The 23,722-nt window shown below is 67.2% G+C and carries 23 protein-coding genes, 1 tRNA gene and 1 pseudogene; 12 read left to right on the top strand and 13 right to left on the bottom strand.

All coding sequences use genetic code 11. From position 1 onward, the window contains the following. Positions 1-328: pseudogene (locus H7290_RS11850) on the bottom strand (phosphoenolpyruvate carboxykinase); the annotation flags it as partial. Between the two features lie 235 nt (positions 329-563). Next, a complete protein-coding gene (locus H7290_RS11845; protein WP_290514221.1) occupies positions 564-2,450 on the bottom strand; it encodes a hypothetical protein in 1,887 nt (628 codons plus the stop codon). A 143-nt stretch (positions 2,451-2,593) separates the two neighbouring features. On the opposite strand from H7290_RS11845, the gene H7290_RS11840 reads away from it, so the two are divergent. Further along, positions 2,594-2,666: transfer RNA gene (locus H7290_RS11840), tRNA-Arg, on the top strand. A 109-nt stretch (positions 2,667-2,775) separates the two neighbouring features. Here the strand turns inward: H7290_RS11840 and H7290_RS11835 are convergent. Next, complete coding sequence (locus H7290_RS11835; RefSeq protein WP_290514220.1) at positions 2,776-3,279, bottom strand: hypothetical protein; 504 nt, start codon at positions 3,277-3,279, stop codon at positions 2,776-2,778. Positions 3,280-3,323: 44 nt separating this feature from the next. After that, positions 3,324-5,726, bottom strand: coding sequence for an ATP-dependent DNA ligase (locus H7290_RS11830; protein WP_290514219.1), 2,403 nt, complete (start codon positions 5,724-5,726; stop codon positions 3,324-3,326). 207 nt (positions 5,727-5,933) lie between these two features. Between H7290_RS11830 and H7290_RS11825 the strand changes: the two genes are divergently transcribed. Beyond that, positions 5,934-6,734: a sigma-70 family RNA polymerase sigma factor gene (locus tag H7290_RS11825; protein WP_290514218.1), complete on the top strand. Its 801-nt coding sequence runs from the start codon at positions 5,934-5,936 to the stop codon at positions 6,732-6,734. Between the two features lie 42 nt (positions 6,735-6,776). Here H7290_RS11825 and H7290_RS11820 read toward each other — a convergent pair whose 3' ends face one another. Beyond that, on the bottom strand, positions 6,777-7,394 hold the full coding sequence (locus tag H7290_RS11820) for a hypothetical protein (RefSeq protein WP_290514217.1): 618 nt from the start codon (positions 7,392-7,394) through the stop codon (positions 6,777-6,779). 91 nt (positions 7,395-7,485) lie between these two features. Between H7290_RS11820 and H7290_RS11815 the strand changes: the two genes are divergently transcribed. Then, entirely contained in the window at positions 7,486-8,205 is a 720-nt protein-coding gene (locus H7290_RS11815) for a GAF and ANTAR domain-containing protein (protein ID WP_290514216.1), read from the top strand. Here the strand turns inward: H7290_RS11815 and H7290_RS11810 are convergent. Then, positions 8,202-9,086, bottom strand: a complete 885-nt coding sequence (locus H7290_RS11810) for a Ku protein (RefSeq protein WP_290514215.1) — start codon at positions 9,084-9,086, stop codon at positions 8,202-8,204. The two genes, H7290_RS11815 and H7290_RS11810, sit on opposite strands and share 4 nt — an antisense overlap. 96 nt (positions 9,087-9,182) lie before the next feature. Next, positions 9,183-9,932 carry a CatB-related O-acetyltransferase gene (locus H7290_RS11805; RefSeq protein WP_290514214.1) on the bottom strand — a complete coding sequence of 250 codons (750 nt, stop codon included), beginning with the start codon at positions 9,930-9,932 and terminating at the stop codon, positions 9,183-9,185. A gap of 87 nt (positions 9,933-10,019) precedes the next feature. Here H7290_RS11805 and H7290_RS11800 point away from each other — a divergent pair, with 87 nt between their 5' ends. Then, positions 10,020-10,613, top strand: a complete 594-nt coding sequence (locus H7290_RS11800; protein WP_290514213.1) for a hypothetical protein — start codon at positions 10,020-10,022, stop codon at positions 10,611-10,613. Between the two features lie 16 nt (positions 10,614-10,629). Further along, entirely contained in the window at positions 10,630-11,250 is a 621-nt protein-coding gene (locus H7290_RS11795) for a Pr6Pr family membrane protein (protein ID WP_290514212.1), read from the top strand. 7 nt (positions 11,251-11,257) lie between these two features. Here H7290_RS11795 and H7290_RS11790 read toward each other — a convergent pair whose 3' ends face one another. Both H7290_RS11790 and gabT read right to left on the bottom strand, forming a co-directional pair. Continuing rightward, positions 11,258-12,691, bottom strand: coding sequence for an NAD-dependent succinate-semialdehyde dehydrogenase (locus tag H7290_RS11790; protein WP_290514211.1), 1,434 nt, complete (start codon positions 12,689-12,691; stop codon positions 11,258-11,260). Next, on the bottom strand, positions 12,688-14,037 hold the full coding sequence (gene gabT / locus H7290_RS11785; protein WP_290514210.1) for a 4-aminobutyrate--2-oxoglutarate transaminase: 1,350 nt from the start codon (positions 14,035-14,037) through the stop codon (positions 12,688-12,690). The genes H7290_RS11790 and gabT overlap by 4 nt, the downstream gene beginning before the upstream one ends. Positions 14,038-14,107: 70 nt before the next feature. On the opposite strand from gabT, the gene H7290_RS11780 reads away from it, so the two are divergent. Then, positions 14,108-15,001: a LysR family transcriptional regulator gene (locus H7290_RS11780; RefSeq protein ID WP_290514209.1), complete on the top strand. Its 894-nt coding sequence runs from the start codon at positions 14,108-14,110 to the stop codon at positions 14,999-15,001. On the opposite strand, the gene H7290_RS11775 is transcribed toward H7290_RS11780, so the two are convergent. Next, positions 14,971-15,327: a DUF3817 domain-containing protein gene (locus tag H7290_RS11775; RefSeq protein ID WP_290514208.1), complete on the bottom strand. Its 357-nt coding sequence runs from the start codon at positions 15,325-15,327 to the stop codon at positions 14,971-14,973. The two genes, H7290_RS11780 and H7290_RS11775, sit on opposite strands and share 31 nt — an antisense overlap. A gap of 55 nt (positions 15,328-15,382) precedes the next feature. On the opposite strand from H7290_RS11775, the gene H7290_RS11770 reads away from it, so the two are divergent. Beyond that, entirely contained in the window at positions 15,383-16,027 is a 645-nt protein-coding gene (locus H7290_RS11770; protein WP_290514207.1) for an amino acid-binding protein, read from the top strand. Between the two features lie 6 nt (positions 16,028-16,033). On the opposite strand, the gene H7290_RS11765 is transcribed toward H7290_RS11770, so the two are convergent. Then, positions 16,034-16,915: an SDR family oxidoreductase gene (locus tag H7290_RS11765; protein WP_290514206.1), complete on the bottom strand. Its 882-nt coding sequence runs from the start codon at positions 16,913-16,915 to the stop codon at positions 16,034-16,036. Positions 16,916-17,028: 113 nt separating this feature from the next. On the opposite strand from H7290_RS11765, the gene H7290_RS11760 reads away from it, so the two are divergent. Beyond that, positions 17,029-17,934, top strand: coding sequence for a 1,4-dihydroxy-2-naphthoyl-CoA synthase (locus H7290_RS11760; protein WP_290514205.1), 906 nt, complete (start codon positions 17,029-17,031; stop codon positions 17,932-17,934). A gap of 92 nt (positions 17,935-18,026) precedes the next feature. Here H7290_RS11760 and H7290_RS11755 read toward each other — a convergent pair whose 3' ends face one another. Then, on the bottom strand, positions 18,027-18,626 hold the full coding sequence (locus H7290_RS11755; protein WP_290514204.1) for a maleylpyruvate isomerase family mycothiol-dependent enzyme: 600 nt from the start codon (positions 18,624-18,626) through the stop codon (positions 18,027-18,029). Between the two features lie 149 nt (positions 18,627-18,775). On the opposite strand from H7290_RS11755, the gene H7290_RS11750 reads away from it, so the two are divergent. Together H7290_RS11750 and pntB are read left to right on the top strand one after the other, a co-directional pair. Then, complete coding sequence (locus tag H7290_RS11750) at positions 18,776-20,392, top strand: Re/Si-specific NAD(P)(+) transhydrogenase subunit alpha (RefSeq protein WP_290514203.1); 1,617 nt, start codon at positions 18,776-18,778, stop codon at positions 20,390-20,392. Positions 20,393-20,397: 5 nt separating this feature from the next. After that, on the top strand, positions 20,398-21,801 hold the full coding sequence (gene pntB, locus H7290_RS11745; protein ID WP_290514202.1) for a Re/Si-specific NAD(P)(+) transhydrogenase subunit beta: 1,404 nt from the start codon (positions 20,398-20,400) through the stop codon (positions 21,799-21,801). 226 nt (positions 21,802-22,027) lie between these two features. On the opposite strand, the gene upp is transcribed toward pntB, so the two are convergent. Beyond that, positions 22,028-22,666, bottom strand: coding sequence for a uracil phosphoribosyltransferase (gene upp, locus H7290_RS11740; RefSeq protein ID WP_290514201.1), 639 nt, complete (start codon positions 22,664-22,666; stop codon positions 22,028-22,030). A 90-nt stretch (positions 22,667-22,756) separates the two neighbouring features. Here upp and H7290_RS11735 point away from each other — a divergent pair, with 90 nt between their 5' ends. Together H7290_RS11735 and tadA are read left to right on the top strand one after the other, a co-directional pair. After that, positions 22,757-23,224 carry a tRNA adenosine deaminase-associated protein gene (locus H7290_RS11735; protein ID WP_290514200.1) on the top strand — a complete coding sequence of 156 codons (468 nt, stop codon included), beginning with the start codon at positions 22,757-22,759 and terminating at the stop codon, positions 23,222-23,224. Beyond that, positions 23,221-23,670 (top strand): tRNA adenosine(34) deaminase TadA, encoded by a 450-nt coding sequence (gene tadA / locus H7290_RS11730; protein ID WP_290514199.1) that lies wholly within the window; start codon positions 23,221-23,223, stop codon positions 23,668-23,670. Before H7290_RS11735 ends, tadA begins: the two co-directional genes overlap by 4 nt. The last annotated feature ends 52 nt before the right edge of the window (positions 23,671-23,722 follow it).

Raw genomic sequence — 23,722 nt, 5'->3', positions numbered from 1 at the left:
TGAGCTCTTTCATCTCCGACGGCTCCATCCAGTTGTTCGTCGGGCCGCTGTCGGCCTCGTCGACACTGCAGATGAAGGTGCGGTCCTCGACCCGGGCGACGTCGCTGGGGTCGGACGCGCACCAGAACGAGTTGGGCTTCTTCTGCTCGTCGAGGCGCACGAAGGTGCCGGACGCGACGAGGTCGTCGGTCAGGGAGACCCACTCCTCGGGCGTGCCCTCGACCCAGTGGATTCGAGCTGGTTTCGTGAGGGCGGCTACCTCGTCGACCCAGGCCTGGAGGTTGGCGTGGGACGTTCGGTAGGTGGAGCTGACGGTCTCAGAGGTCATGTGTGAACTTTTCCTTCTCGCGCATCGCGGCCAAGCGCAAACTGGCTCGCACTCCCTGGGCGGTGGCACCCCGGGTAGCTGATGTGTGATGTTCCGCCACCGACGGGCGATGGCGATTGGAGCGACTTTACGCTCAACTACCCCTTCATGGGTACGCCAACCGGGTGAACATAGTCACACCTTTGTCGGGAGGACTTGCCCACGTGGTCACACTCCCTCCCGACCCGCGATGTCTCTACCTGATGTAGGCGAGTCTCAGCAGGAAGCTGCCGGAGGTGACTGCTGGCGTCGCGGTGGTGCGATTCCACACGTGCGGTCCGGAGCCCGAGAAGAAGGACTGCGAGCTCCGCACGCTGTCGTTGCGCGGCTGCGACTTCAGCACTGCGATCACCTGGGACACCGTGAGCGGGGTGGTGTCGTAGAACCCCTCCCCGTCCCCCTCGCTCGGCGAGATCGTGAAGTCCGCCTCACCGCCGCTGGAGCTCTCGAGTCCTCCGTCGAAGCTCACCTGACCGGTTCCGACTGCGCCGGTCGCCACGCGAATGTCGGCGCGCTTCAGCACCGGAGTGGCTACCGATCCGACTGTTGGTGTCAGGTGGACCTGGACCCGGAACGGCTTGCCCTTCCTGGCGGTGACCTTGGAGTTGATCTTCGCCTTGACCCACTGACCGTTCTTGCGGATGTCGACCTGCGAGATGCGCAGCCCCTTGTAGTCCGGGCGCAACGTGGAGCTGATCGTCACGGAGTTGATGGTGACCTTCCGGTCCGATCCGAGCTGCAGGAACTCCACGTCGCTGGCCACGTCGAATGGTGCCTGATCCGCGAAGAACGAGTCGGTCGAGATCAGCTGCGTCCGGGAGTACGTCGCCGGAGCGCCGCCCTGCGGCGTGTAGCCGATCTTCCACGTCATGAGAGCCTCGCCGCCCGCGCTGTACTGATCGAGGTCCGCGATGACGTCGTTGACGACCTGGTTGCCGACGGCAGTACCGAGTGCCGCTGGCACGGACACGTGGGTGGTGGCCGACGACGTGGTCGCACCGACGGTCGTCCGGGAGGTGACCCTCGTCGTCGCCGGGAACTGGCCGATGACGCCCATGACGCCGCTGAGTCGATCCTGCGTGATCTGCCCGACCGGGGTCATGTCGATGTTGGCGATCTTGTACGAGCCGGAGGCGCTGTCCTCCTGGATCTGGACGGCTTTGGCGGCGTGGAACGTCTCGGTGGAGGAGCCGCTGAAGTCGTCAGGGTGGCCAAAGGCGAACACCTTCTCGCCGTTGTCACCGCAGATCGCGGTGATGGTGCCGACGGATCCCATGGTCACATCGCCGTAGGACCACGCCGTGGCGATGTTTCCGCCGGGAACGATGGCCTCGGCCGCGTCGAGAGGCGCGGCTGCCTTTGCCGCAGTCGCGAATCTCACCTCCTTGCCTCCGGTCTTCTTGGCAAGAGTGCGGGACTTGGCGGCCATCGCGGTCGCGGTCGCAGCAGCTCGACGGGAGCCCACCGAGACGCGAGGCAGGGTCAGCGGGTGGATCGTGGAGTAGTCAGCCGCGCTGTCGGACGGAGTGGTGCTGGCCTTTGCCAATGACGAGCGCATCGAGGTTGGTACCTCGGCGCTGGTGGCCTGCGTGGTGACGGCCGACGGCTTGTCGACGTTGATGATGTCGGCCGCGGGCGTGACACCGGCAAGGTTGCTCGGCGCGCCGCTGAAGCCGTACGAGACCGAGCCGATCAGGTTGTCGTCGTTGTCATAGACCGGCGATCCGGACATGCCAGCCCAGATACCGGCGTCGACGCTGCCGTCGGGCTTCGTGACACGGCTGCCGGTCATGCGGAACAGCAGGATGTCCTTGCCGCGTCCTGCGCCGCCCACGAGCGTGTCGACGTAGGTGCCGGCGAAGGCCTCCGGGGTGATGCCGTGCGTCGTCGTGCGGCCATGGACCACCTGCCCGAAGTCGCTGTCGTCAAACCCGCCCGTCCAGATCGGCGTACCCGCGCACAGTGTCGTATTCACATCTCCCGGGGCGGCGTGCGCGACGCTCGTGGTGCCGGCAACACCCCCGATCGCCAAGGCGATGACTGAGGTGATGCTGGCAGCTGTGCGCAGCGGGCGTGGCGACATGGGGTTCCTCCCCGCTTGGTGACAGGTTGTGGCTTGCTTACAGTAAGGGGCAGGGGAAGATCCGGCGGGCAATCGGCCGAACCGTAGCCGGATTTTTACTCGGCCGTTGCTCGCGCTAGAATCATCGAGGTCCTTCGGGGCGTGCGCCCGTAGCTCAACGGATAGAGCATCTGACTACGGATCAGAAGGTTAGGGGTTCGAATCCCTTCGGGCGCGCAAACAGAAGCCCCTCACCCGCGAAGACGCAGGTGAGGGGCTTTTTTGTTGGTCGCCATCTATTGCCAGATCACGGTTCAGTCACGCGCGTGAGCGAACCGTGGGGGTGTCACGCCTTCGGTGCAGAGTCCGGTGCGTCGAAGCCGTCGGTCGGCGGTACTGACGCCGGTGCCGCTGCCGGTGCCGGTGCCGGTGTCGGCGGAGGTGTCGGTGTCGGCCTGGTCGCCTGCGGGAACGGAGCCGGGGGCGGCGGCGGGGTGCTCGACTTGCCACGCACCGCAGCGAACGCAGCGGCACCGATGCCGGTGATGGCACCGAGGATCGCGACCTTCTTCAGACGCGACCGCTTGGGCTTGACCTTCTCGGGCAGGCGCTCGCTCACCGACTCGGGCAGACGCTCGAAGAGCTCGTCGCGGATCTCGAGCAGCTGGTCCTTGTCGGGCAGCGCCGCGCGCAGCTGATCCTTGTCGGGAATGGCGGCGAGCAGCTGGTCGCGGACGCCGGGCGCGCGATCGGCGACCTGCTTGCTCAGCTCTGCGGTCTGGGTGGTGAGGTCGTCGAGGCGTTCCTCGAGCTGGTTGCGGAGGTTCTTCTTCTTCTTGAAGCTGGGCATGGGGTTCTCCTCGTGATGTGTAGTGGTGCGATGTCGTGCTGCGGTCACTCCAGGACGACCTCCCGTGGAGCATTGTCGGCCCGGATGCCTCGCCAGCTGGGCTGGCGCAGGTGCCCACTCTTGGTCCACTCCGCGAACGACACCTCAGCGACGATGCGGGGGGTGACCCACCGCGCGTCACGGGCGACGTCGCGCGGCACGTCGATGAAGGGGCTCGTCTTGCGGGCAGAGCTCGAGAGGCGGCGCTGGAGGTCATCCAGCGTGCTTTCCCCGAATCCCGTGCCCACCCGTCCAACGTACCGAAGTCCACCATCTATGGGGATGCCGAGCAGCAACGAGCCGATGCGACCGCCGCGAGAGCCCTTGCCCGGACGCCAACCCGCAATGACGACCTCCTGCATCCGGTGGTGCTTGATCTTGGTCCACGACGCCGATCGTTTGCCACCGCGGTAGCGACTCTCGCGTCGCTTCGCGAGCACACCTTCGAGGCCGAGCTTCTTGCTCGACCCGACCGCGTTCTGCAGCGAGCCGTCGAACGCCTTCGGTACTTGGACGACGCCGCCATTGACGCCGAGGTCGAGCAGCGCCGCACGGCGTTCGTCGTAGGTGTCGTTGAGCCGTGAGTCGCCGTCAGCCCGCAGGAGGTCGAACACCATGAACGCGACAGGTGCGTGCCGGCGAGCAGCGTCGACCTCGGCTGCCTTCGTCAGGCCCATGCGACCCTGCAGCAACCCGAAGTCGGGTGCTCCGGCGGCGTTGAGCGCCACGATCTCGCCATCGAGCACGGTGTCGGTGAGGTTGAGGCTGGCCAATGCTTCGACGACCTCCGGATAGCCGGGGGTGACGTCGTGACCGTTGCGGGTGAACAGGCCGACGTCCACGTCTTCCACGACGGCGATGGCACGGATGCCGTCCCACTTCATCTCGAAGGCCCAGTCGTCCTGGTCGTCGATGTCTGCCTCCGAGCCGAGGCGAGCGAGCATCGGAGTCACGAATCCACTCTTCATCGACCGGGGTCTGGTCGATTTGGGTCGTTTCGGGCTTGAGGCAGGCTTGTCGGCCGGGGCCATCAGGTGGATCAGCCAGTTCTTGCCGGTCTTGATGAGGGCGTACCTCCGCGGCCCGTCAAGGCCGCCGCCCGGACGACCGGTGAGGGTCACGATGACCTCGCCCGGCCGCCACTTCTCGAGGTCGTACGTCCCGGAGTCCCAGATCGTGACCTTGCCGCCGCCGTACTGGCCCTTGGTGATCGTGCCCTCGAAGGTGCCGTAGTCCAGCGGATGGTCCTCGGTCTGCACGGCAAGGTGGTTGGTCGTCGGGCTCGTGGGGACGCCCTTGGGCAGCGCCCACGACACGAGCACACCATCGTTCTCGAGCCGGAAGTCCCAGTGCAGGCTGCTGGCGTGGTGCTCCTGGATGACGAAGGTCCGGCCCTGTCCGTCTCCGACGTCGGGCGACCCGTTCGGTACGGGCTCCGGCGTCCTGCCCGCGTCACGCATCGATCGATACCTGGTCAGCTTGTCGGTCGTGGCCGTTGCCGCCGCCGTGGCCGTCGCCGTGCCCAGTGCGGCCAGGGGGTCCTTGCGGCGGACCATGCGCGAGATGACCTCGTCCATCGTGAGGTGGTGCAGGTCGGTGTCATTGAGTTCGCGCCACGTGCGCGGCACGGCGACCCGTGGCACGGCCGTGCCGCGGAGCGAGTAGGGCGCGATGGTGGTCTTGTTGCCATTGTTCTGGCTCCAGTCGACCAGGACCTTGCCTCCCCGGATGCTCTTCTTCATCGAGCTCACGACGAGGTCAGGCAGCTCTGACTCCAAGGCGCGGGCCAGCTCCTTGGCGAAGCCGTTGACGTAGTCGGAGTCGTGCGTGCCGTCCAGGCCGGCATAGAGGTGGATGCCCTTGCTGCCGCTGGTCACCGGATGGGTCTCGAGGCCCAGCTCCCGCAGGAGATTCTTCGCGTGCTTGGCGACGGCGACGCACTCGGGAAGGCCGACGCCGGGGCCCGGGTCGAGGTCGAGCACCAGGCGGTCGGGATGCTGCCGCTCACCCTGGCGATTGACCCGCCACTGGGGCACGTGGAGCTCGAGCGCGGCGACCTGCCCGGCCCAGGCAAGTGCCGCAGCATCGTCGAACACGGGGTAGGTGTTGGCGTGGTCCGAGTGGTCGATCTCGACGCGCCTGATCCAGCTCGGTGCAGAGTCCGGGAGGTTCTTCTCGAAGAAGACGTTGCCCGGCCTGCCGGCGTCGCCCACCCCGTCGACCCATCGCTTCCGCGTGACGATGCGATCCCGCACGTGGGGGATGAGGTGGGGGGCGATCTGCACGTAGTACGCGATGACGTCGGCCTTGGTGGTGTGCGACTCGGGGTACAAGACCTTGTCGGGGTTTGTGAGGCGTAGTCGGTGGCCTCCGACCGACACGGTCTGGATCTCTTGCGTGCGGGCCATGGGACGTCCTCTCGCCGCTGGTCTTACCCGGGTACGGCCGGACGAAACATGCGGGAGGCGCTCCGGGCAGTCCGCACGACGCGATCAGGCTCGGGCCGTTGGTCCTCAATCGTGAGTTGGGGTTGCGGTGGGAATTGAACCCATGCCAAAATACTGAAGCCGGTTGAGCAGTAGCCGCGCACGGATCGAGACCCGAAGAAGGTCATCGTGAACAGCGCTACTGCATTCTCCGCTCCTGCTACCGGCCGCCAGGCCGCTCGTCATGAAGACGACGACACGCACGAACTGATCGAAGCCGCTGGCCGGGCCAGTGGCGTCGAACAGACCATGCTCGAGGAAGAAGTGGTCCGCCGTCACCTGGGCCTCGCACGCAACCTCGCTTCCCGCTACGCCGGGCGAGGCGCTGAGCGCGACGACCTGATCCAGGTCGCCAGCTTCGCCCTTGTCAAGGCCATCCGAGGGTTCCGGCATGACCGCGGCGAGTTCGTTCCGTTCGCGACCGTGACGATCCTCGGCGAGATCAAGAAGTACTTTCGGGACCAGTGCTGGGGCGTCCGCCCCCCGCGACGCATCCAGCAGCTTCAGGCTGACATTTCCAAGGCCACGGAGCGGTTCCTGCAGACCGACTCCCGTCCGCCCGAGGTGGCGGACATCGCGGCCGAGCTCGGCGCGGACATCGTGGACGTGCGGGAGGCGATGGCGGCACGCGGCTGCTTCTCGCCCTCGTCGCTCGACCAACCGGTGCGTGACGGTGGGCAGCCCCTCGGCGAGACCATCGCCTTCGACGAGTCGGCTTTTGCCTTCATCGAGGAGTGGGCCACGGTGGGGCCGCTCTGCAGCGCACTCGACGACGAGGAGCGGCTGTTGCTGCGCCTGCGATTCGTGGAGGACAAGACGCAGCAGGAGATTGCCCTCATCGTCGGGGTGAGCCAGATGCAGGTGTCGCGCCGTTTGGCCCGGCTGCTCGAGCAGCTGCGGTCGAGGGCGATGCTGACAGAGGCCGCGTAGTCACGCGGATCTCATTCGGTTCTACCCCGAGCACGTCTCGATTCAGCGCAAAGTCGAGCCAGTCTCGGGGTAGAACGTCTGCGAGGCGAACGCCGGCCGGCGGGGCGACCTCGCGCGGAGCGCCAGACGGTCGGCAATGGTGCTTGCGAGGTCGTGTGCGGGCGGCACAAGCTCGGGCGGCATGGGTGCGGTGACGTCGGACAGGGTGACCTGCAGGGCAGGGTGCCAGATCAGCGACACGTCGTGGGTGGCGCCGCAGCGCCGGCACTCGTCGCTCGTGCGGGCTGAGGAATCGGCGTCGGGTGGAACCTCGCACACGGCGACGACACGCGAGGAGGCTCCTGCGCCGTTGATCAGCCCGTCGAAGGCCGACCTGCCCGCGGGGGTGTCGAGGCGGATGATGGCGTGGGTCGAGGAGGCAAGCCACCCGCTCGGCACGGTCACCGAGTGGGTGCTGCACCCACGGCGACCCAGCTCGTCGACCAAGGCCACGTCAAGCGGGTCACTCTCGCCGAAGAGCGTGACGGTGGTCCCGGACAGGTTGAGATCGGTGATGATGAGGTTCCCTTCTGCGAACCGGGAGTCATCTGGCGCGATCCCCGGGTGAAGGCCTAAAATGGCTTCTGTCGTTGACTTGGTCCGCGACGTACCCAGCGCCATGGCCGCCAAACCAATGACCCCATCGACCCTGTATTTTTGAGGCGTGTCGTGGTTTTCCTGACTCGCCACTCGATCACTAAGGAGCGCACCAGTGGACAGCTCGACGTTCTTCTCTCAGATGGCGCTCGACCTCCACGAAGAGCCGACGACCGAGGCCACGATCGAGCGGATCACCGAGTACGCCAAGATCGCAACCCATTGCGATGATGCTGGCGTCATGCTTGTGCACGCGCGCAACCAGATCGAGACCGCCGCAGCCACGTCACAGCGGGTGGGTGAGTCGCACAACCTGCAGATCATCCACGACCAGGGCCCGTGCCTCGACGCCATCGAGGGACAGCCCATCTACACCTCGGGTGACGTCGACGCCGATTCCCGATGGGACAAGTGGGGGCCGGCCGTCTTCGAGCTCGGAGTCCGAAGTGTGCTGAGCCTGCGTCTCGAGACGTTGTCTCGACGCTACGGATCGCTCAACCTCTATGCCGACAGGGCCAACGCCTTCGACGAGGATGACCTCGCCGTCGCCACGATCTTTGTGCGGCACGCCACGATCGCGCTGGCCAATGCGCACAACGAAGAGGGCCTGCAGAAGGCCGTCGACGCTCGCAAGCTGATCGGTCAGGCGCAAGGCATCCTGATGGAACGGTTCAAGATCGACGCCGACCGGGCGTTCGAGTTCTTGCGCCGTCAGTCGCAGGATCACAACATCAAGCTGCGCCTCGTCGCCGAGTGGGTCGTCGAGCACCGCAACTCTCCCGATGCCACCTTCGTCACCAGCGTGCCCGACCTCACCCAGGTGGCCGCCAACTAGCTGGCGGCCTTGCGGCTCGGCTTCTTGGCAGCCTTCTTCCTGGCTGCTGGCTTCTTCGCCGAGGCCTTCTTGACGGCAGCTGTCGTGGTGGATGCCGCCGACTTCTTGCTGTCGATGCTGCGCCGGAGCGCTTCCATCAAGTCGACCACCTCAGCATCCTCCCCGCTGTCCTGCTCGCCGAAGGTCGCCTCGGTGTCGAGCGACGCGCCGTCCTTGAGCTTGGCCTCGACGAGCTGACGGAGCTGGTCCTGGTAGTCGTCAGTGAAGGCACTGCTGTCGAAGTCGGCAGCGAGGGAGTCGACGAGCTGAGCAGCCATGTCGCGCTCCTTGGGAGTGATGCGCGGCGTGGTGTCGAGAATGTCGAAGGCCGGCTTGCGTACCTCGTCGTCCCAGAGCAGCGTCTGCAGGAGCAGCACGTCGCCGCGGACCCGTAGTGCCGCGAGGCGAGTCTTCTGCCGGAGCGCGAACCGCACGATCGCGGTGCGGTCCGAGTCCTCGAGCGCGCGGCGCAACAGGGTGTACTGCTTGAGCGCCTTCTCCTCGGGCTCGAGGTAGTAGCTGCGGTCGAGCCGCAACACGTCGACCTGGTCGGCCGGTACGAACTCGACGACCTCGATCTCGTGATTGCGCTCGGCCGGCAGCGAGTCGAGGTCTTCCTCGGTGAGGACGACGGTGTTCTGCCCATCGTCATACGCCTTGTCGATGTCGCCGTAATCGACGATCTTGCCGCAGATCTCGCAGCGCCGTTGGTAGCGGATCCGACCGCCGTCCTTGGCGTGCACCTGATGCAACGACACGTCGTGGCTCTCGGTGGCGCTGTAGACCTTCACCGGCACGCTGACCAGCCCAAAACTGATGGCACCCTTCCAGATGGATCGCATGCACCAAGTGAATCGTGACCGGTGCTGACCCGCCACCCAGACCACCGGAGATCTGCAGGTTTCCGTTCGGTGAACGGGACTCTCCACCTCCGAGGCCTACCGGCGCAGAAGCCTTCTCCATCGTCGGGTTGGGCTTTCGCTCTTGGTCGGGGTTTGTCGGGATACTTCTACGTCGCCCGGGTCGTAGGGTTCCAGGCCGGCATCGATGCGCGGCCTCAGCTCGGCTACTGCGGTGGCGGGGTCGTCGTACGTGATGCCGGTGAGCTGGTTGGGGGAGAATCGCCACCACCGCTGAACGAGCAGCTCGTCGCGCAGATCGTCGGCCACGCGCGGACGGATGACCTTGGCCGGGATGCCCCCGGCTATCGCGTAGGGCGGGATGTCCTTCGTCACGACCGCATTGGCGGCAACGATGGCACCGTCGCCAATCGTCACGCCGCGCAGCACGACGACGTTGGCACCGATCCAGACGTCGTTGCCGATCGTGGCGACGTCACCCGCGACGCTTCGGAACGACTGGCGCCCTCCGGCCTCCGGGTCGATGACGTCGCCGGCGTCGGCGGACGGGTGCCAGCCCCACGTGGAGCGCCTGTACTGGAAGGCCGAGATGCTGAGCCACGTCGTGGGGTGGCCGGTGGCGCCGAGGAGGCTGCCCGGCCCGACCTCGCAGTAACGACCGATGGTGGCGGCCTGCATCTCGACCTCGCGACCGAACTCGGTGAACGCACCGATGTGCGTGTCGGCACGGATCACGAACGGCCCGAGAAAGCGCACAGGGGGTTCGACGAAAAGCCGTGAGCCGCCGATGCGCTGGACATGTTGCCCACCGCGGACGTGCTGGTCCATGCGTGCTCCCTCGCGTCGTGCCGCTGTGCGGCTCCCAGTCAGGCTATCGAGTCGTTCGCGCGACCGGTGCGCTGACAGGATGACGGCATGACCGACACGACACAACGCTTCACACTGCGCCAGAAGATCACCCTGATGGTCAACCGCTACGAGTTGCGAGCTCTCGGGCCTGACGGCGTCGAGGGGCCGCTCATCGCGCTGGCCCAACAGAAGCGGATGGCCTTCAAGGAGGAGGTCACGTTCTACGCGGACGAGGCGCGCACGCAGCCGGTCTTCGGGTTCAAGGCGCGCACGCGGATGGATCTTGCGGCGACCTACGACGTCACCGATGCGCAGGGTGCGCCCATCGGGGAGTTCCGCAAGGATTTCGCCAAGTCGCTGATGCGCTCGACGTGGCACCTCAGCACCCCCGCGGGGATCGCGGCGGTCGGGCAGGAGCGCAGCCAGGGAGTGGCGATCGCCCGACGGATCATCAGCATGGTCGGGGAGATCCCGATCCCGCTCCGGTTCCACTTCGACTTCACGACCCCGGCCGGTGAGATCGTCCTGTCGTCGGAACGTCAGCGCTCGATCCGCGACCGGTACGAGCTCACGCTACCGACGCTCAAGGACGGCACCGCCTTGGACTGGCGGGTCGGTGCGGCGATGGCCGTGGCGCTCGATGCGCTGCAGGCGCGATGACGGTTATCGTCGACTCGTGACCCGACTATGGCATGGCCTGATTGCCGCCCTGGCGGTATTCGCTCTCGTCGGCCAAGGGGTGCTGACCATCGACCGCGACCGGTCATTCGCCAACTACGTCAGCTACTTCACGATCGAGTCGAACGTGCTCGTGCTGGCCGCCGCCGTGCTGATCGCCCTGCGACCAGATCGCGGTGGCACGGCTTTTGGCATCCTGCGCCTCGGCAGCCTCACGGCGATCACCATCACCGGCATCGTCTACGCAACGGTGCTCGCGGGGAATGCCAGCTTCAGCGGCATCGAATGGTGGTTCGACAAGATCTTCCACTACGTCGTGCCGGCCATGTCGGTCATCGGCTTCCTTGCCTTCAGGCCGCGCACCCGGCTCGACCGCAGCGCCCTGTGGTTCCTCGCCTTCCCCATCACCTGGCTGATCTACACCCTCGTGCGGGCCGTCGTCGTCGAGCCGGTCTACGCAGTGACGACCACGACGAATGCGCCGGTTCCGTACGACTTCCTCGACGCCGCCGAGCATGGGGCAGTCTTCGTGACGTTTGCCTGCGTCATCATCACGGTGGCCATGCTCGGCCTCGCGACGGTCTATCTCCGACTCAGCCGACCGACCGCTGACCTCTAGGTGCGGATCAGGCGGGCCAGTCGATGCTGAGGTACTGCGTCTCGGTGAACTCCTCGAGCCCGGCGCGCGCGCCCTCGCGCCCAAGGCCGCTCTGCTTGGTGCCACCGAACGGGGCAGAGGGGTCAGAGACCAGCCCGCGGTTGATACCGATCATGCCCGCGTCGATGCCCTCCCCGATGCGCATTGCCCGCTGCAGCTCACCGGCGAAGACGTAGGCAGCCAGACCGAGCTCGGAGCAGTTGACGAGTCGGAGCATCTCGGTCTCGTCGTCCCACGTGATGATGGGCGCCACGGGCCCGAAGATCTCGCGGCTGACGATGTCGGCACCGGCGGGCACGTCGGCGAGGACCGTGGGCGGGTAGTAGTAACCCTTGCTGTCCGGCGTCGGCGACTGGTGGGCGATGCGGGCACCCGCGGCGACGGCGGACGCGACCAGTGCCGCGACCCCGTCCACAGCCTTCGCAGAGATCAGCGGCCCGACGTCGCAGCCCTCGCTCGCGGGTCCGACCTTCAGCTGCTCGACCGCCGCGCCGAGCTTCGCGGTGAACTCGTCCACCACCTCCGCGTGGACGTACAGACGGTTGGCGGCAGTGCACGCCTGACCCCCACCGCGGAACTTCGCCACCATCGTGCCGGCGACGGCCGCGTCGATGTCGGCATCGTCGGTCACGATGAGCGGCGCGTTGCCGCCGAGCTCCATGGAGGCGTTGACGATGCGGTCGGCGGCCTGCTTGAGAATTATCCGCCCGACGCCCGTCGAGCCGGTGAACGAGATCTTGCGCACCCTCGAGTCGGCGAGCCAGGCCGTGACGACGCCAGCGGCATCGGTGGTCGGGACAACGTTGACCACACCGTCGGGCACTCCGGCCTCGACCAGCAGGCGGGTCACGGCGAGTGCGGTGAGCGGAGTCTCCGACGCCGGCTTCAGCACCACGGTGCACCCTGCTGCGAGCGCGGGAGCGATCTTGCGGGTGGCCATCGCGGCAGGGAAGTTCCACGGTGTGACAAGAGCCGCGACACCCACCGGGCGGTGCGTCACCACGGTGCGGGTGCCACCGGCAGGTGACACCCCGTAGTCGCCGCCGGCCCGGACCGTCTCCTCGGCGAACCAGCGGAAGAACTCAGCCGCGTAGGTGACCTCGCCGCGGGCATCGGACAGTGACTTGCCATTCTCGGCACAGATGAGTGAGGCGAGCTCCTCGGTGTCGCGGACCATGAGCTCAAACATTCGGCGCAGCATCTCCGACCGTTGGCGTGGCGGAAGCAGGCGCCAGGCCGGCAGCGCGTCGGCCGCCGCGTGGACGGCGGAGATGGCATCGGCCGCAGTCCCGTCCGAAACCTGAGCGAGGACGGTGCGGTCCGCGGGGTTCTCGACGTCGAACTCGCCACCGGAGGCCGCCAGCCATCGACCTCCGATGAAGAGGTCGTGCGCGGCGGTCACGCCCGGGTGCCGGTCAACGCGGTCGCGACGACGTCGAGGCCTTCGGTGAGCAGGGCGTCGCTGATGGACAGCGGGGGTAGGAAGCGGAGCACATTGCCGTACGTCCCGCAGGTCAGGACGATCACCCCGGCCTGGTGTGCGGCCGTTGCCACCGCCTTGGCGAGGTCGGCGTCGGGCTCGTCGGTCCCGCTCCTGACCAGCTCGACGGCGATCATGGCGCCCCGGCCGCGAACGTCGCCGATCCGGTCATCGTCGGCCTGCATCCGGTGCAGCGTGTCGAGCATCAGCCCGCCGATCTCCCGGGCGCGTTCAACCAGGCCGTCAGTCTCGATGGTCTCGATCGTGGCGAGGGCGGCCGCGCAGGCGATCGGGTTGCCGCCGTAGGTGCCGCCGAGGCCACTGATGTGGGCGGCGTCCATCATCTCGGCGCGACCCGTCACTGCGCTGAGCGGCAGACCGCCGGCGATGCCCTTGGCCGTGACGATGAGGTCGGGCACGACGCCCTCGTGGTGGCACGCGAACATCGCGCCGGTGCGGGCGAACCCGGTCTGCACCTCGTCGGCGATGAAGACAACGCCATTGGCGGTGCACCAGGCTGCGATCGCGGGCAGGAAGCCGTCGGCCGGCACGATGAACCCGCCCTCGCCCTGGATGGGCTCGATCACGACGGCAGCGAGGTTGCCGGCACCCACCTGCTTCTCGATCACATTGATCGCGCGGTGCGCTGCCAGCTCGCCATCGACGGCACCTTCCTTGGAGAACGCCGCGTCACGGTACGGGTAGGACATCGGTGCGCGATAGACCTCGGGGGCGAACGGACCGAAGCCGCTCTTGTAGGGCATCGACTTCGCAGTCATCGCCATCGTGAGGTTGGTGCGGCCGTGATACGCGTGGTCGAAGGTCACCACGGCCTGCTTCTTCGTCCAGGCGCGAGCGACCTTGATGGCGTTCTCGACGGCCTCGGCGCCGGAGTTGAACAGCGCAGACCGCTTGTCGTGGTCGCCAGGAGTGAGCCGGTTCAGTGCCTCGGCAACAGCGACGTAGCCCTCGTAGGGAGTGACCATGAAGCAGGTGTGGGTGAACGCCTCGACCTGCTCACGCACGGCATCGACAACCCGCGGTGCGCTGTTGCCCACGGTGGTCACGGCGATGCCCGACCCGAGGTCGATCAGTGAGTTGCCGTCGACGTCCTTCACGATGCCACCGCCCGCCTCGACCGCGAACACCGGCAGCGTGGTGCCGACACCCTGCGCGACGGCAGCGAGCTTGCGGGCCATCAGCTCAATCGAACGGGGTCCGGGAATGGCGGTGGCGAGGTGGCGGCGTTGCTCGAGTGAGGCTGACATGAGTCCATTGTCGCGATACAGGGCTATGCCGTCCAATACTCAGAACTCATCGAGACTATGCTCATGCAGCATGGAGCTGCGCACCCTTGGTTACTTTGTCGCCGTCGCCGATGCCGGGTCGGTGAGTGCGGCCGCCGACGTTGTCCACGTGACCCAGCCGGCCATCTCACGACAGCTTCGTCAGCTCGAGCGCGAGCTGGGAGTCGACCTCTTCGTTCGGAGGTCCGGTCGCCTCGGCCTGAGCGCTGCGGGCCGCCAGTTCCTGCCCCACGCGCGCGACGTCATGAGCCGGGCCCAGGGAGCGCGCGACGCAGCCAGGTCGTACGCGGCCGGGCGACTCGAACGACTCGCGATCGTCGCACCGACGACGACGTTGACCGACGTGATCGCCCCGTTCCTCGCGACGCTCGGTCCCGACGACCCGATGCCGACGGTCGTCGAGTCAGACCCCCGCGAGGCATACGACGCCTTGCGGCACGGCGCAGATCTCGCGATCGTCACGGAGCCACCGCGAGAACCCCTCGCGAGCACACCGATCGCCGTGCTGCCGGTGTGGGCCTACGTCCGGGCCGATCACCCGTGGCACAACGACGAGACAGTGCCGCTGAAAGACCTGGCAGGGGAGACGATCCTGGCGCTCGCCCCGACAACCAGGCCTCGACAGATCTTGGACACGGCGCTGGAGCGGGCCGGGGTGGTGGCGGAACACGTCGTCGACTGCAGCAACCCGCAGGTGGCGCAGGCACTCGCGGCGGCGGGCCGAGGCGTCGCTGTGGTGTCGGACGATCCACGGTTCGGGTTGCACCCGCTCCAGATCATCGACCGCGACGGCCCCTTGCGCATCGGCCTGTTCGCCGCATGGGAGCCGCACCATCACGCCGCGGCGACGCTGGCCGAGTTCGCCACGCGGCTGCGGACCTTCTGCATCGAGCGCTACGGCTTGGAGGTCGCGCCGGAGGAGTGAGCACGGGGTGACTCGAGCAGGCCGCGGGCATCGGCACCCCGCTCGAACAGGACGCTGCAGAACGGCGGGATGCTCGACGCCAGCGCCACGAGGGTGACCTTGCGGCTCCAGCCGAACGCGCGCCGGGACACGAAGCACATGACGACGAACACGACGAAGACGACACCGTGGATCATCCCGGCCACGGGCACGCCGCCCTCCCGCAGACCGAACGGCTCGGACTTGGTGGCGTACTTGCAGAACATGGCGCTCAGGAGGAGGGCCCACGACAGGGCCTCGGCGATGGCAACGGCGCGAAAGGCAGTGCGGGTGGCAGTGGGATTCACATCACCACGCTACCCGCGTAACCCCGCGGCAACGTGGGCCGGAGAGAATGGTCACATGGCCTTCCTGCTGCGCGTCGAGCTTCCTGACGTGCCCGGCTCCCTTGGCGCACTCGCCACCGCACTCGGTGGGGCGGGCGCCGACATCGAGGCGATCGAGATCGTCGAGCGCCGGGCTGATGGCATCGTCGTCGACGACGTGCTGCTCGAGCTGCCGCCGCACGTCATGCCCGACGCGCTCATCACGGCCTGCCACCAGCTGGACGGGGTCAAGGTCGACTGGATATCCCGCTACAACGCGGGAGCCAACCTGAGAATGGATCTCGAGGCGGTCGAACAGTTCACCGAGGATCCCAAGCGCGCCATCGAGCAGCTTGTCGAGGTCATCCCGTCCACGTTCCGCACCGACTGGGCGATGGCCCTGCATCGGGTCGATGGTGAGGCCGTGGTCATCTCCAGGTCATCGACGGCACCCGAGCTGGTGGCGGTCGCCTCGGACTGGCTCGGTATCCGCAAGGCCAAGGTGCTGCGGGAGGTGCCTGAATGGGACTCGACCGTGCTGGCAGCCAGCCCCGCCCGCGACCGCCACGGCGATGGGCTCGTGGTGGTCGTCGGGCGTCACGGAGGACCGGAGTTCCTTGCCTCCGAGCTCGCGCGGCTCGGTCACATGGTGTCGCTGGCTGCGTCGGTCCAGACCGTCTGACAGTGCTCAGTCGGCGGGCTTGGTCTCCGGCACGTGCGAGTGGTGGAAGCGCCCGAGGGCGTCAACCTCCTTCTCCATCTGTGGGACCGACTTTCCGGCGATGCGCTTCATGACGGGCCACACGAGCGGTGAGTTCGTCAGCGCCTTCGTCCAGTTGGAGATGACGACACCCTTCGGCACGTAGACCCGGCTCTTGCGCTTGGCGAAGCCTCGCAGAATCAGCTCCACGCAGTCCTCGACGCTCGTCGTGCCGTTGGCGGGGTAGGGCAGCTTCTTGCGGATGGCCCGGAATGACGGCAGGTCGTGCTCGGCGTTGCGCACGATGTCGGTGTCGACCCACGACGGGTGGCAGATGCCCACAGCGACCCCCAGGTGGGCGACCTCCTGCTTGTAGGCCAGACCGAGCGACTCGGCGCCGGCCTTGCTCGCGTTGTACGACGCGAGGCCCGCGAGCGGTGTGAACGAGGCGAGCGAGGCGACCACGAGCGCGTACCCCTTGGACGCCACGAGGTGCGGGGTGGCGTACTTGAGCGTGCGGAAGACGCCGTTGATGTTGATGTCGACGACACGTTCGAAGGCGGAGTCGTCGATCTGGCGCACCGTGCCGTACGACGCGATGCCGGCGTTGGCCAGGACGAAGTCGATGCGGCCGAAGTGCTCGGCGGCGGCGTTGATCGCGGTGGCCAGGGCCTGCCCGTCACGGACGTCGGCCTCCCACCAGGCGGCTGAGTCTCCGATGTCTGCGGAGACGGCGGCGAGGAGCTCGGGCTCCAGCCCTACGAGGGCGACCTTGCCGCCCCGCTCGACGAATCCGCGTGCGACGCCCTCGCCGATGCCGCGCGCGCCTCCGGTGATCAGCGCAACCTTGCCGTGGAATGTGTCAACCATGGCTTCAACATACCGTCGGTATCTGAAAAAAGCCATCGAGATCACCCTGACGGTGTTCGGCGGTCATGGCTGACCACACCGACGGTGGGGCGCTCTCGCGATACCCTCGCGCCATGACCGTCTCCGAGACCTTTGACCCGTCTGCCTGGCAGGAGGTTGACGGCTTCGATGGCCTCAATGACCTGACGTACCACCGTTCAGTCGAGCACGGCACGGTCCGCATCGCGTTCGACCGGCCCGAGGTGCGCAACGCCTTTCGGCCGCAGACCGTCGATGAGCTGTTGAACGTCCTTGAGCATGCGCGCACCTCGTCCGACGTCGGTTGTGTGCTGCTCACCGGCAACGGGCCCTCGCCGAAGGACGGTGGCTGGGCCTTCTGCTCCGGAGGAGACCAACGTATTCGCGGCAAGGCCGGCTACCAGTACGCGGAGGGCACCACCGCGGAGTCGGTCGACCCGGCGAAGCTGGCCCGTCTGCACATCCTGGAGTGCCAGCGGCTGATCCGGTTCATGCCGAAGATCGTCATCGCCGTCGTGCCCGGCTGGGCTGCCGGCGGTGGCCACAGCCTGCACGTCGTTGCCGACCTCACCCTCGCGTCGGCCGAGCACGCGAGGTTCAAGCAGACCGATGCCGACGTAGGCTCGTTCGACGGCGGCTTCGGCTCGGCCTACCTCGCCCGTCAGGTGGGCCAGAAGTTCGCCCGCGAGATCTTCATGCTCGGCGATGAGTACACCGCCGACGACGGCCACCGCATGGGCATGGTCAACAAGGTCGTGCCGCATGCCGACCTCGAGCGGGTCGCGCTCGAGTGGGGTGCCAAGATCAACGCGAAGTCGCCGACGGCCCAGCGAATGCTCAAGTACTCGTTCAACATGATCGACGACGGACTGGTCGGGCAGCAGGTGCTTCTCGGCGAGACAACCCGCCTGGCCTACATGACCGACGAGGCACAAGAGGGTCGCGACGCCTTCCTGGAGAAGCGTGCGCCCGACTTCTCTCCCTACCCCTGGTACTACTGATCTGGCCCCACGTACTACTCATCTGGCGCAGTCCAGTGCCGGCTCGACCCCCAGCTCTTCGCCGCGTGCGTGCCGATGCCTGGGAGGTCCGTCTACTCCTCCCGGACTGTCACCGCCGCCATCGACTGTCGGCCGTAGACCCAGCAGATGAGTTCTGAGGGCGCGCCGCTGACGATGACCCCGGGACTGCCGCGACCGGACGAGGCCCGGCGACCGTCGGGGTGCTCCAGGACCAGGCCGGCCGGTAGTCGCCTGCGAAGGATCCGAGCCACGGTGCGGGTTCGTTGCCAGAGCGCTTCCTGCAGCTCATCGTCGGGAGCCGGCTGAAGAACACCATGAGGGCGAGCCACATCCTGGGTGTGGACGTAGTACTCGCCGAGCGCGTGGCGGTGGTCCTCCCAGCGATCGAGGGGCATGCAGGCAATCGATCCTGGCTCGGAGCGGAGATGGTCGATCAGATCCTCGTAGCTCCACCGGCGACGGATCAGGTCAGCGCGCTGTCTCGTGAGCGGGGTCAGCACGGGCAGGAGCATGCCTGCCCAAGCCAGCGGCTCGCGTTTGATGGACCACAGATGAAGCGCAAGATCGTGCGCGGACCAGCCTGCGCACAGTGTCGCCGCGCCCGGATCCACCGCGGCCAGCGCATCGCAGCAGCGTGAGAGCTGGCGGTCTCTGATGTCGGCGGTGCTCACCCCTCGATCGTGGCAGCCGCCATGGTGCGGGTGCCCGCGGGCGTGGGGTGCGCGTCACCTGAGGGGTTTCCGTCGTCGAACGACCGAAGGATGAGACGCGGGTCTCACGGGCTGGTCGTCACTGGTGACGAACAGATAACGTTCGGCGAATGACCACCGTCGGAGATCACGAGTCGAGTTCCTCCGACGTCGCCACGGCCGTCGCCGTCATCGGCGTCGTCGCTGAGTCCAGTGCGGGTGAGACGCGCGTCGCGGCCACACCCGAGACTGTCGGCAAGCTGATCGGGCTCGGCTACGCCGTGTCGGTCGAGTCCGGGGCAGGTCAGAAGGCGAGCTTCACCGACGACGCCTACGTCGAGTCCGGAGCCACGATCGGTTCGACCGCCGACGTGTGGCACAGCGACATCGTCTTCAAGGTCAACGCACCGTCGATCGCGGAGATCGACCTTCTCGCCGACGGTGCGACCCTCATCGGCCTCATCAGCCCCGGGCTGAACCCCGATCTGGTCGAGGCTCTCGCGCAGCGTCCGATCACGGTGCTGGCGATGGATGCCGTCCCGCGTATCTCCCGCGCACAGTCGCTCGACGTGCTGTCGTCGATGGCCAACATCGCCGGCTACCGCGCCGTCGTCGAGGCGGCGCACGCGTTCGGCCGCTTCTTCACCGGCCAGATCACGGCGGCAGGCAAGGTGCCGCCGGCCACGGTGCTCGTGGCCGGAGTGGGCGTGGCAGGGCTTGCCGCGATCGGTACGGCCAACAGCCTGGGCGCGATCGTGCGCGCCACCGACCCGCGGGCGGAGGTGGCCGACCAGGTGGCCTCGATCGGCGGGGTGTACCTCCCGGTCGACGTCGAGACCGAGCAGAGCACGGACGGCTACGCCAAGGCGACGACCGACGCGTACAACGAGCGGGCCGCCGAGATCTACTCCGAGCAGGCCGCCGAGGTCGACATCATCATCACGACGGCGCTGATCCCCGGCCGCCCGGCCCCCCGGCTCATCACGGAGGCAGACGTCGCGAGCATGAAGCCCGGAAGCGTCATCGTCGACATGGCGGCGGCGCAGGGCGGAAACGTCGCCGGGTCGAAGCCGGGTGAAGTGGTCGTGACCAGCAACGGCGTGACGATCATCGGGTACACCGACCTCGCCGGACGCCTGCCCACACAGGCCTCGCAGCTCTACGGAACCAACCTCGTCAACCTGATGAAGCTGCTCACCCCCGGCAAGGACGGCCACGTGGTGCTCGACTTCGAGGACGTCGTGCAGCGCACCGTCACGGTCGTGCGCGATGGTGAGAAGACCTGGCCTCCGCCAGCCGTGCCGGTGTCGGCGCAGCCCAAGGCGGCAGCCGCCCCACCGCCCCTGGAGCCGCCGGCGCCGAAGCAACCCACATCTCCGGCAGTGAAGCTCGCGGCGCTCGGCGTCGGCGTCCTCGCCCTGTTCCTGATCAACGCCTTCGCGCCCGAGCCTCTGCCCGAGCACTTCACGGTGCTGCTCCTCGCCGTCGTGATCGGCTACTACGTCATCGGCAAGGTGCATCACGCGCTCCACACCCCGCTGATGTCAGTCACGAACGCCATCAGCGGCATCATCGTGGTGGGCGCGATGGTGCAGATCGTGCAGGACGACACCACCATCAGGGTGCTGTCGTTCGCAGCAATCCTGCTCGCCAGCATCAACGTCTTCGGTGGCTTCGCCGTGACCCGACGCATGCTCAGCATGTTCTCCAAAGACTCAGTCTCACAAGACACAGTCTCGAAAGGCTGAGCACCATGGATTCCCAGAGCATCGCCACCGCTGCGTACATCGTCGCGGCACTGCTGTTCATCCTGTCCCTCGCCGGACTGTCCAAGCACGAGACCGCCAGCCAGGGCGTCCTCTACGGCATCACCGGCATGGTCATCGCGCTGCTGGCGACGTTCGGCGTCGTTGCCGACGTGGCTGACTCGACGTCGATCGTGCTGCTGCTGATCGCCGTGGCGATCGGCGCGGCGATCGGGCTGTGGCGTGCCCGCGTCGTCGAGATGACCGGCATGCCCGAGCTCATCGCGCTGCTGCACAGCTTCGTTGGTCTGGCCGCGGTGCTGGTCGGCTGGAACGGCTACTACGAGGTCGAGGGGCACGCCGGGCAGACCGAGTTCACGGGCTCGCTCCTGAACATCCACCACGCTGAGGTCTTCATCGGCATCTTCATCGGTGCAGTGACGTTCACCGGCTCGATCGTGGCCTTCCTCAAGCTCTCGGCGCGGATCAAGTCGAGCCCGCTGATGCTGCCCGGCAAGAACCTGATCAACCTCGGCGCGCTGGCCGCCTTCGGCGTGCTGACGGTGTTCTTCGTGATCACGCCGAGCCTTGGACTGCTCATCGCGGTCACGGTCGTCGCGCTGGCGCTGGGCTGGCACCTCGTGGCATCGATCGGGGGCGGAGACATGCCCGTCGTGGTGTCGATGCTCAACAGCTACAGCGGCTGGGCCGCAGCGGCATCAGGCTTCCTGCTCGACAACGATGCGCTGATCGTCACGGGCGCGCTGGTCGGCTCGTCGGGTGCCTACCTGTCGTACATCATGTGTCAGGCCATGAACCGATCGTTCATCTCGGTCATCGCCGGTGGCTTCGGTGCGGTGGCGTCCACCGCCGACGACACCGACTACGGCGACCACCGCGAGACCACCGCCGCAGACACCGCCGAGCTCCTCAAGAACGCCACCAGCGTCATCATCACGCCCGGCTACGGCATGGCTGTCGCGCAGGCGCAATACCCCGTGGCCGAGCTCGTGCGCAAGCTCCGTGCGCTCGACGTCGAGGTGCGCTTCGGCATCCACCCCGTTGCCGGCCGGCTCCCCGGCCACATGAACGTGCTGCTCGCCGAGGCCAAGGTCCCGTACGACATCGTGCTCGAGATGGACGAGGTCAACGACGACTTCGCCGAGACGTCGGTGGTGCTCGTGATCGGCGCCAACGACACCGTCAACCCTGCTGCGGCGGAGGACCCGACCAGCCCCATCGCCGGCATGCCGGTGCTGCACGTTTGGGAGGCCCATGACGTCATCGTCTTCAAGCGGTCGATGGCCCCGGGTTACGCCGGCGTGCAGAACCCGCTGTTCTTCCGCGACAACACCCAGATGCTGTTCGGCGATGCCAAGGACAAGGTCGAGGAGATCATCCGCTCGCTGTGACCGCGTTGACGCCATGTCGTCAACGCCGTTGGTGCTTCGCTATCGTGTGCACCAAGAGGGAAGCCCGTTCGACATTGGAGAACCGTCGTGGACAAGCCCGAGTACGACCGACCCGATGATGATGAGAACAGCGGGAGCAGGGCACTGATCTTTCTCATGCTCGGACTCGTGGTCGTTGGCATCTTCTACTTCGGTTATTTCCGCTGACCCCTGGCGCAACGTCTCGTCAGACGACGCCGTACAGCCGGTCGCCCGCATCGCCGAGCCCGGGCACGATGTAGCCCAGCTCGTTGAGCCTGTCGTCGAGCCCGGCCGTCACGAGGTTGACCGGGACGTCGACACCCAGCAGCTCCTTCTCCATGCGGGCGATGCCCTCGGGCGCGGCGAGCAAGGTGATGGCCGTGATGTGGTCGGCTCCTCGGGTCACGAGGAAGTCGATCGCCGCGGCGAGAGTCCCGCCCGTGGCGAGCATTGGGTCGAGGACGTAGCACTGCCGGCCCGTGAGGTCGTCGGGAAGACGCTCGGCGTAGGTGACCGCCTCGAAGGTCTTTTCGTTGCGCACCATGCCGAGGAAGCCGACCTCGGCGGTGGGGAGCAGCCGCTGCATGCCCTCGAGCATGCCGAGGCCGGCGCGCAGAATCGGGACGACGAGTGGTCGCGGGACTGAGAGACGCACGCCCCTGGCCTCCGCGACCGGGGTCGTGATGTCGACCGGCACGACGCGCACGTCGCGGGTGGCCTCGTACGCGAGCAGCGTGACGAGCTCGTCGGCGAGACGCCTGAAGGTAGGTGAGTCGGTGCGTCTGTCGCGGAGCAGTGTCAGCTTGTGCGAGATCAGCGGGTGGTCGGCGACGTGTACCTGCATGCCACGAGACTAGCGGTGGACCAACGGCGTCTGTCACCATCGCTGTGGGGGTTGGCCCGTACAAGACACAAAGCCGACAGGAGGCGCGTCGTGGCCGAAGACGATGTCGATTTCGCTGTGGCCGCCTACCGCGAAGAGGGCGAGTGGCAGGTTGTCGAGCTGCACCCCGGTCTGGGCGAGGACGTCGAGGATCTCAGCCAGGCACTGGCGCGGTTCCCCTCCGACGTCGGCGTGCTCGGGCTGGTGTCGATGAACGACGACTTCTTCGTCATCCTGCGGCGCTCCGGCTCCCTGGTGCGCGCCATGCTGTCGGACATCACCGCCGTACCCGACTGGCCCCTGGCCGGTGGGATCGCCGACCTCCTCGACCTTCCCGACCTCGATGACGGGGACGACGCGCAGCCGGCCGGCGACCTCGGCATCCTCAGCGACCTCGGCATGCCGGCACTCGACCTCAGCATCCTGTGTGACGACGACGAGCTCTACCCCGAGGACGTCCTGCGCGACGTCGCCGCCCGCCTCGGTTTCGGCGACGAGCTCGAGGCCATCATCGGGTGACGCACGAATACCTCATGCAGGAGGCGTTGCTGCTTGCCCGATTGGCCCTCGACGACGGCGACGTACCGGTGGGGGCCGTGGTCGTCGACCCTGACGGTGCGGTGATCGGTCGCGGGCGCAACACCCGCGAGCGCGACGGCGACCCGACGGGCCATGCCGAGATCGTCGCGATCCGCGAGGCCGCGCTGGTCAGGGGTGAGTGGCGGCTGGAGGGCTGCACCCTCGTGGTCACCCTCGAGCCCTGCACGATGTGCGCGGGAGCCATCGTCGCGTCGCGGATCGAGCGGCTGGTGTTCGGTGCGTTCGACGACAAGGCCGGCGCGGTCGGCTCGTTGTGGGACGTCGTGCGCGACCGCCGGCTCAACCACCGGCCCGAGGTCGTCAGCGGGGTCCTGGCAGACGAATCGGCGTCGTTGTTGCGCGACTTCTTCGCCGGGCACCGATGACCGTCACGGTCGACGAGATCGAGGTGCCGGAGCGCCTCGAGCTGCCGTCGGC

The organism is Aeromicrobium sp. (genome assembly GCF_014378035.1).
Classification (GTDB): Bacteria; Actinomycetota; Actinomycetes; order Propionibacteriales; family Nocardioidaceae; genus Aeromicrobium.
This window is presented reverse-complemented; position numbering and strand designations above follow the sequence as displayed.

What these genes read in the sequence shown, in the direction of transcription:
- H7290_RS11845 (WP_290514221.1), bottom strand. Translation starts at nt 2,450, where the DNA reads ATGTCGCCACGCCCGCTGCGCACAGCTGCCAGCATCACCTCAGTCATC.
- H7290_RS11835 (WP_290514220.1), bottom strand. Translation starts at nt 3,279, where the DNA reads ATGCCCAGCTTCAAGAAGAAGAAGAACCTCCGCAACCAGCTCGAGGAA.
- H7290_RS11830 (WP_290514219.1), bottom strand. Translation starts at nt 5,726, where the DNA reads ATGGCCCGCACGCAAGAGATCCAGACCGTGTCGGTCGGAGGCCACCGA.
- H7290_RS11820 (WP_290514217.1), bottom strand. Translation starts at nt 7,394, where the DNA reads ATGGCGCTGGGTACGTCGCGGACCAAGTCAACGACAGAAGCCATTTTA.
- H7290_RS11810 (WP_290514215.1), bottom strand. Translation starts at nt 9,086, where the DNA reads ATGCGATCCATCTGGAAGGGTGCCATCAGTTTTGGGCTGGTCAGCGTG.
- H7290_RS11805 (WP_290514214.1), bottom strand. Translation starts at nt 9,932, where the DNA reads ATGGACCAGCACGTCCGCGGTGGGCAACATGTCCAGCGCATCGGCGGC.
- H7290_RS11800 (WP_290514213.1), top strand. Translation starts at nt 10,020, where the DNA reads ATGACCGACACGACACAACGCTTCACACTGCGCCAGAAGATCACCCTG.
- gabT (WP_290514210.1), bottom strand. Translation starts at nt 14,037, where the DNA reads ATGTCAGCCTCACTCGAGCAACGCCGCCACCTCGCCACCGCCATTCCC.
- H7290_RS11780 (WP_290514209.1), top strand. Translation starts at nt 14,108, where the DNA reads ATGGAGCTGCGCACCCTTGGTTACTTTGTCGCCGTCGCCGATGCCGGG.
- H7290_RS11770 (WP_290514207.1), top strand. Translation starts at nt 15,383, where the DNA reads ATGGCCTTCCTGCTGCGCGTCGAGCTTCCTGACGTGCCCGGCTCCCTT.
- H7290_RS11765 (WP_290514206.1), bottom strand. Translation starts at nt 16,915, where the DNA reads ATGGTTGACACATTCCACGGCAAGGTTGCGCTGATCACCGGAGGCGCG.
- H7290_RS11760 (WP_290514205.1), top strand. Translation starts at nt 17,029, where the DNA reads ATGACCGTCTCCGAGACCTTTGACCCGTCTGCCTGGCAGGAGGTTGAC.
- H7290_RS11750 (WP_290514203.1), top strand. Translation starts at nt 18,776, where the DNA reads ATGACCACCGTCGGAGATCACGAGTCGAGTTCCTCCGACGTCGCCACG.
- pntB (WP_290514202.1), top strand. Translation starts at nt 20,398, where the DNA reads ATGGATTCCCAGAGCATCGCCACCGCTGCGTACATCGTCGCGGCACTG.
- upp (WP_290514201.1), bottom strand. Translation starts at nt 22,666, where the DNA reads ATGCAGGTACACGTCGCCGACCACCCGCTGATCTCGCACAAGCTGACA.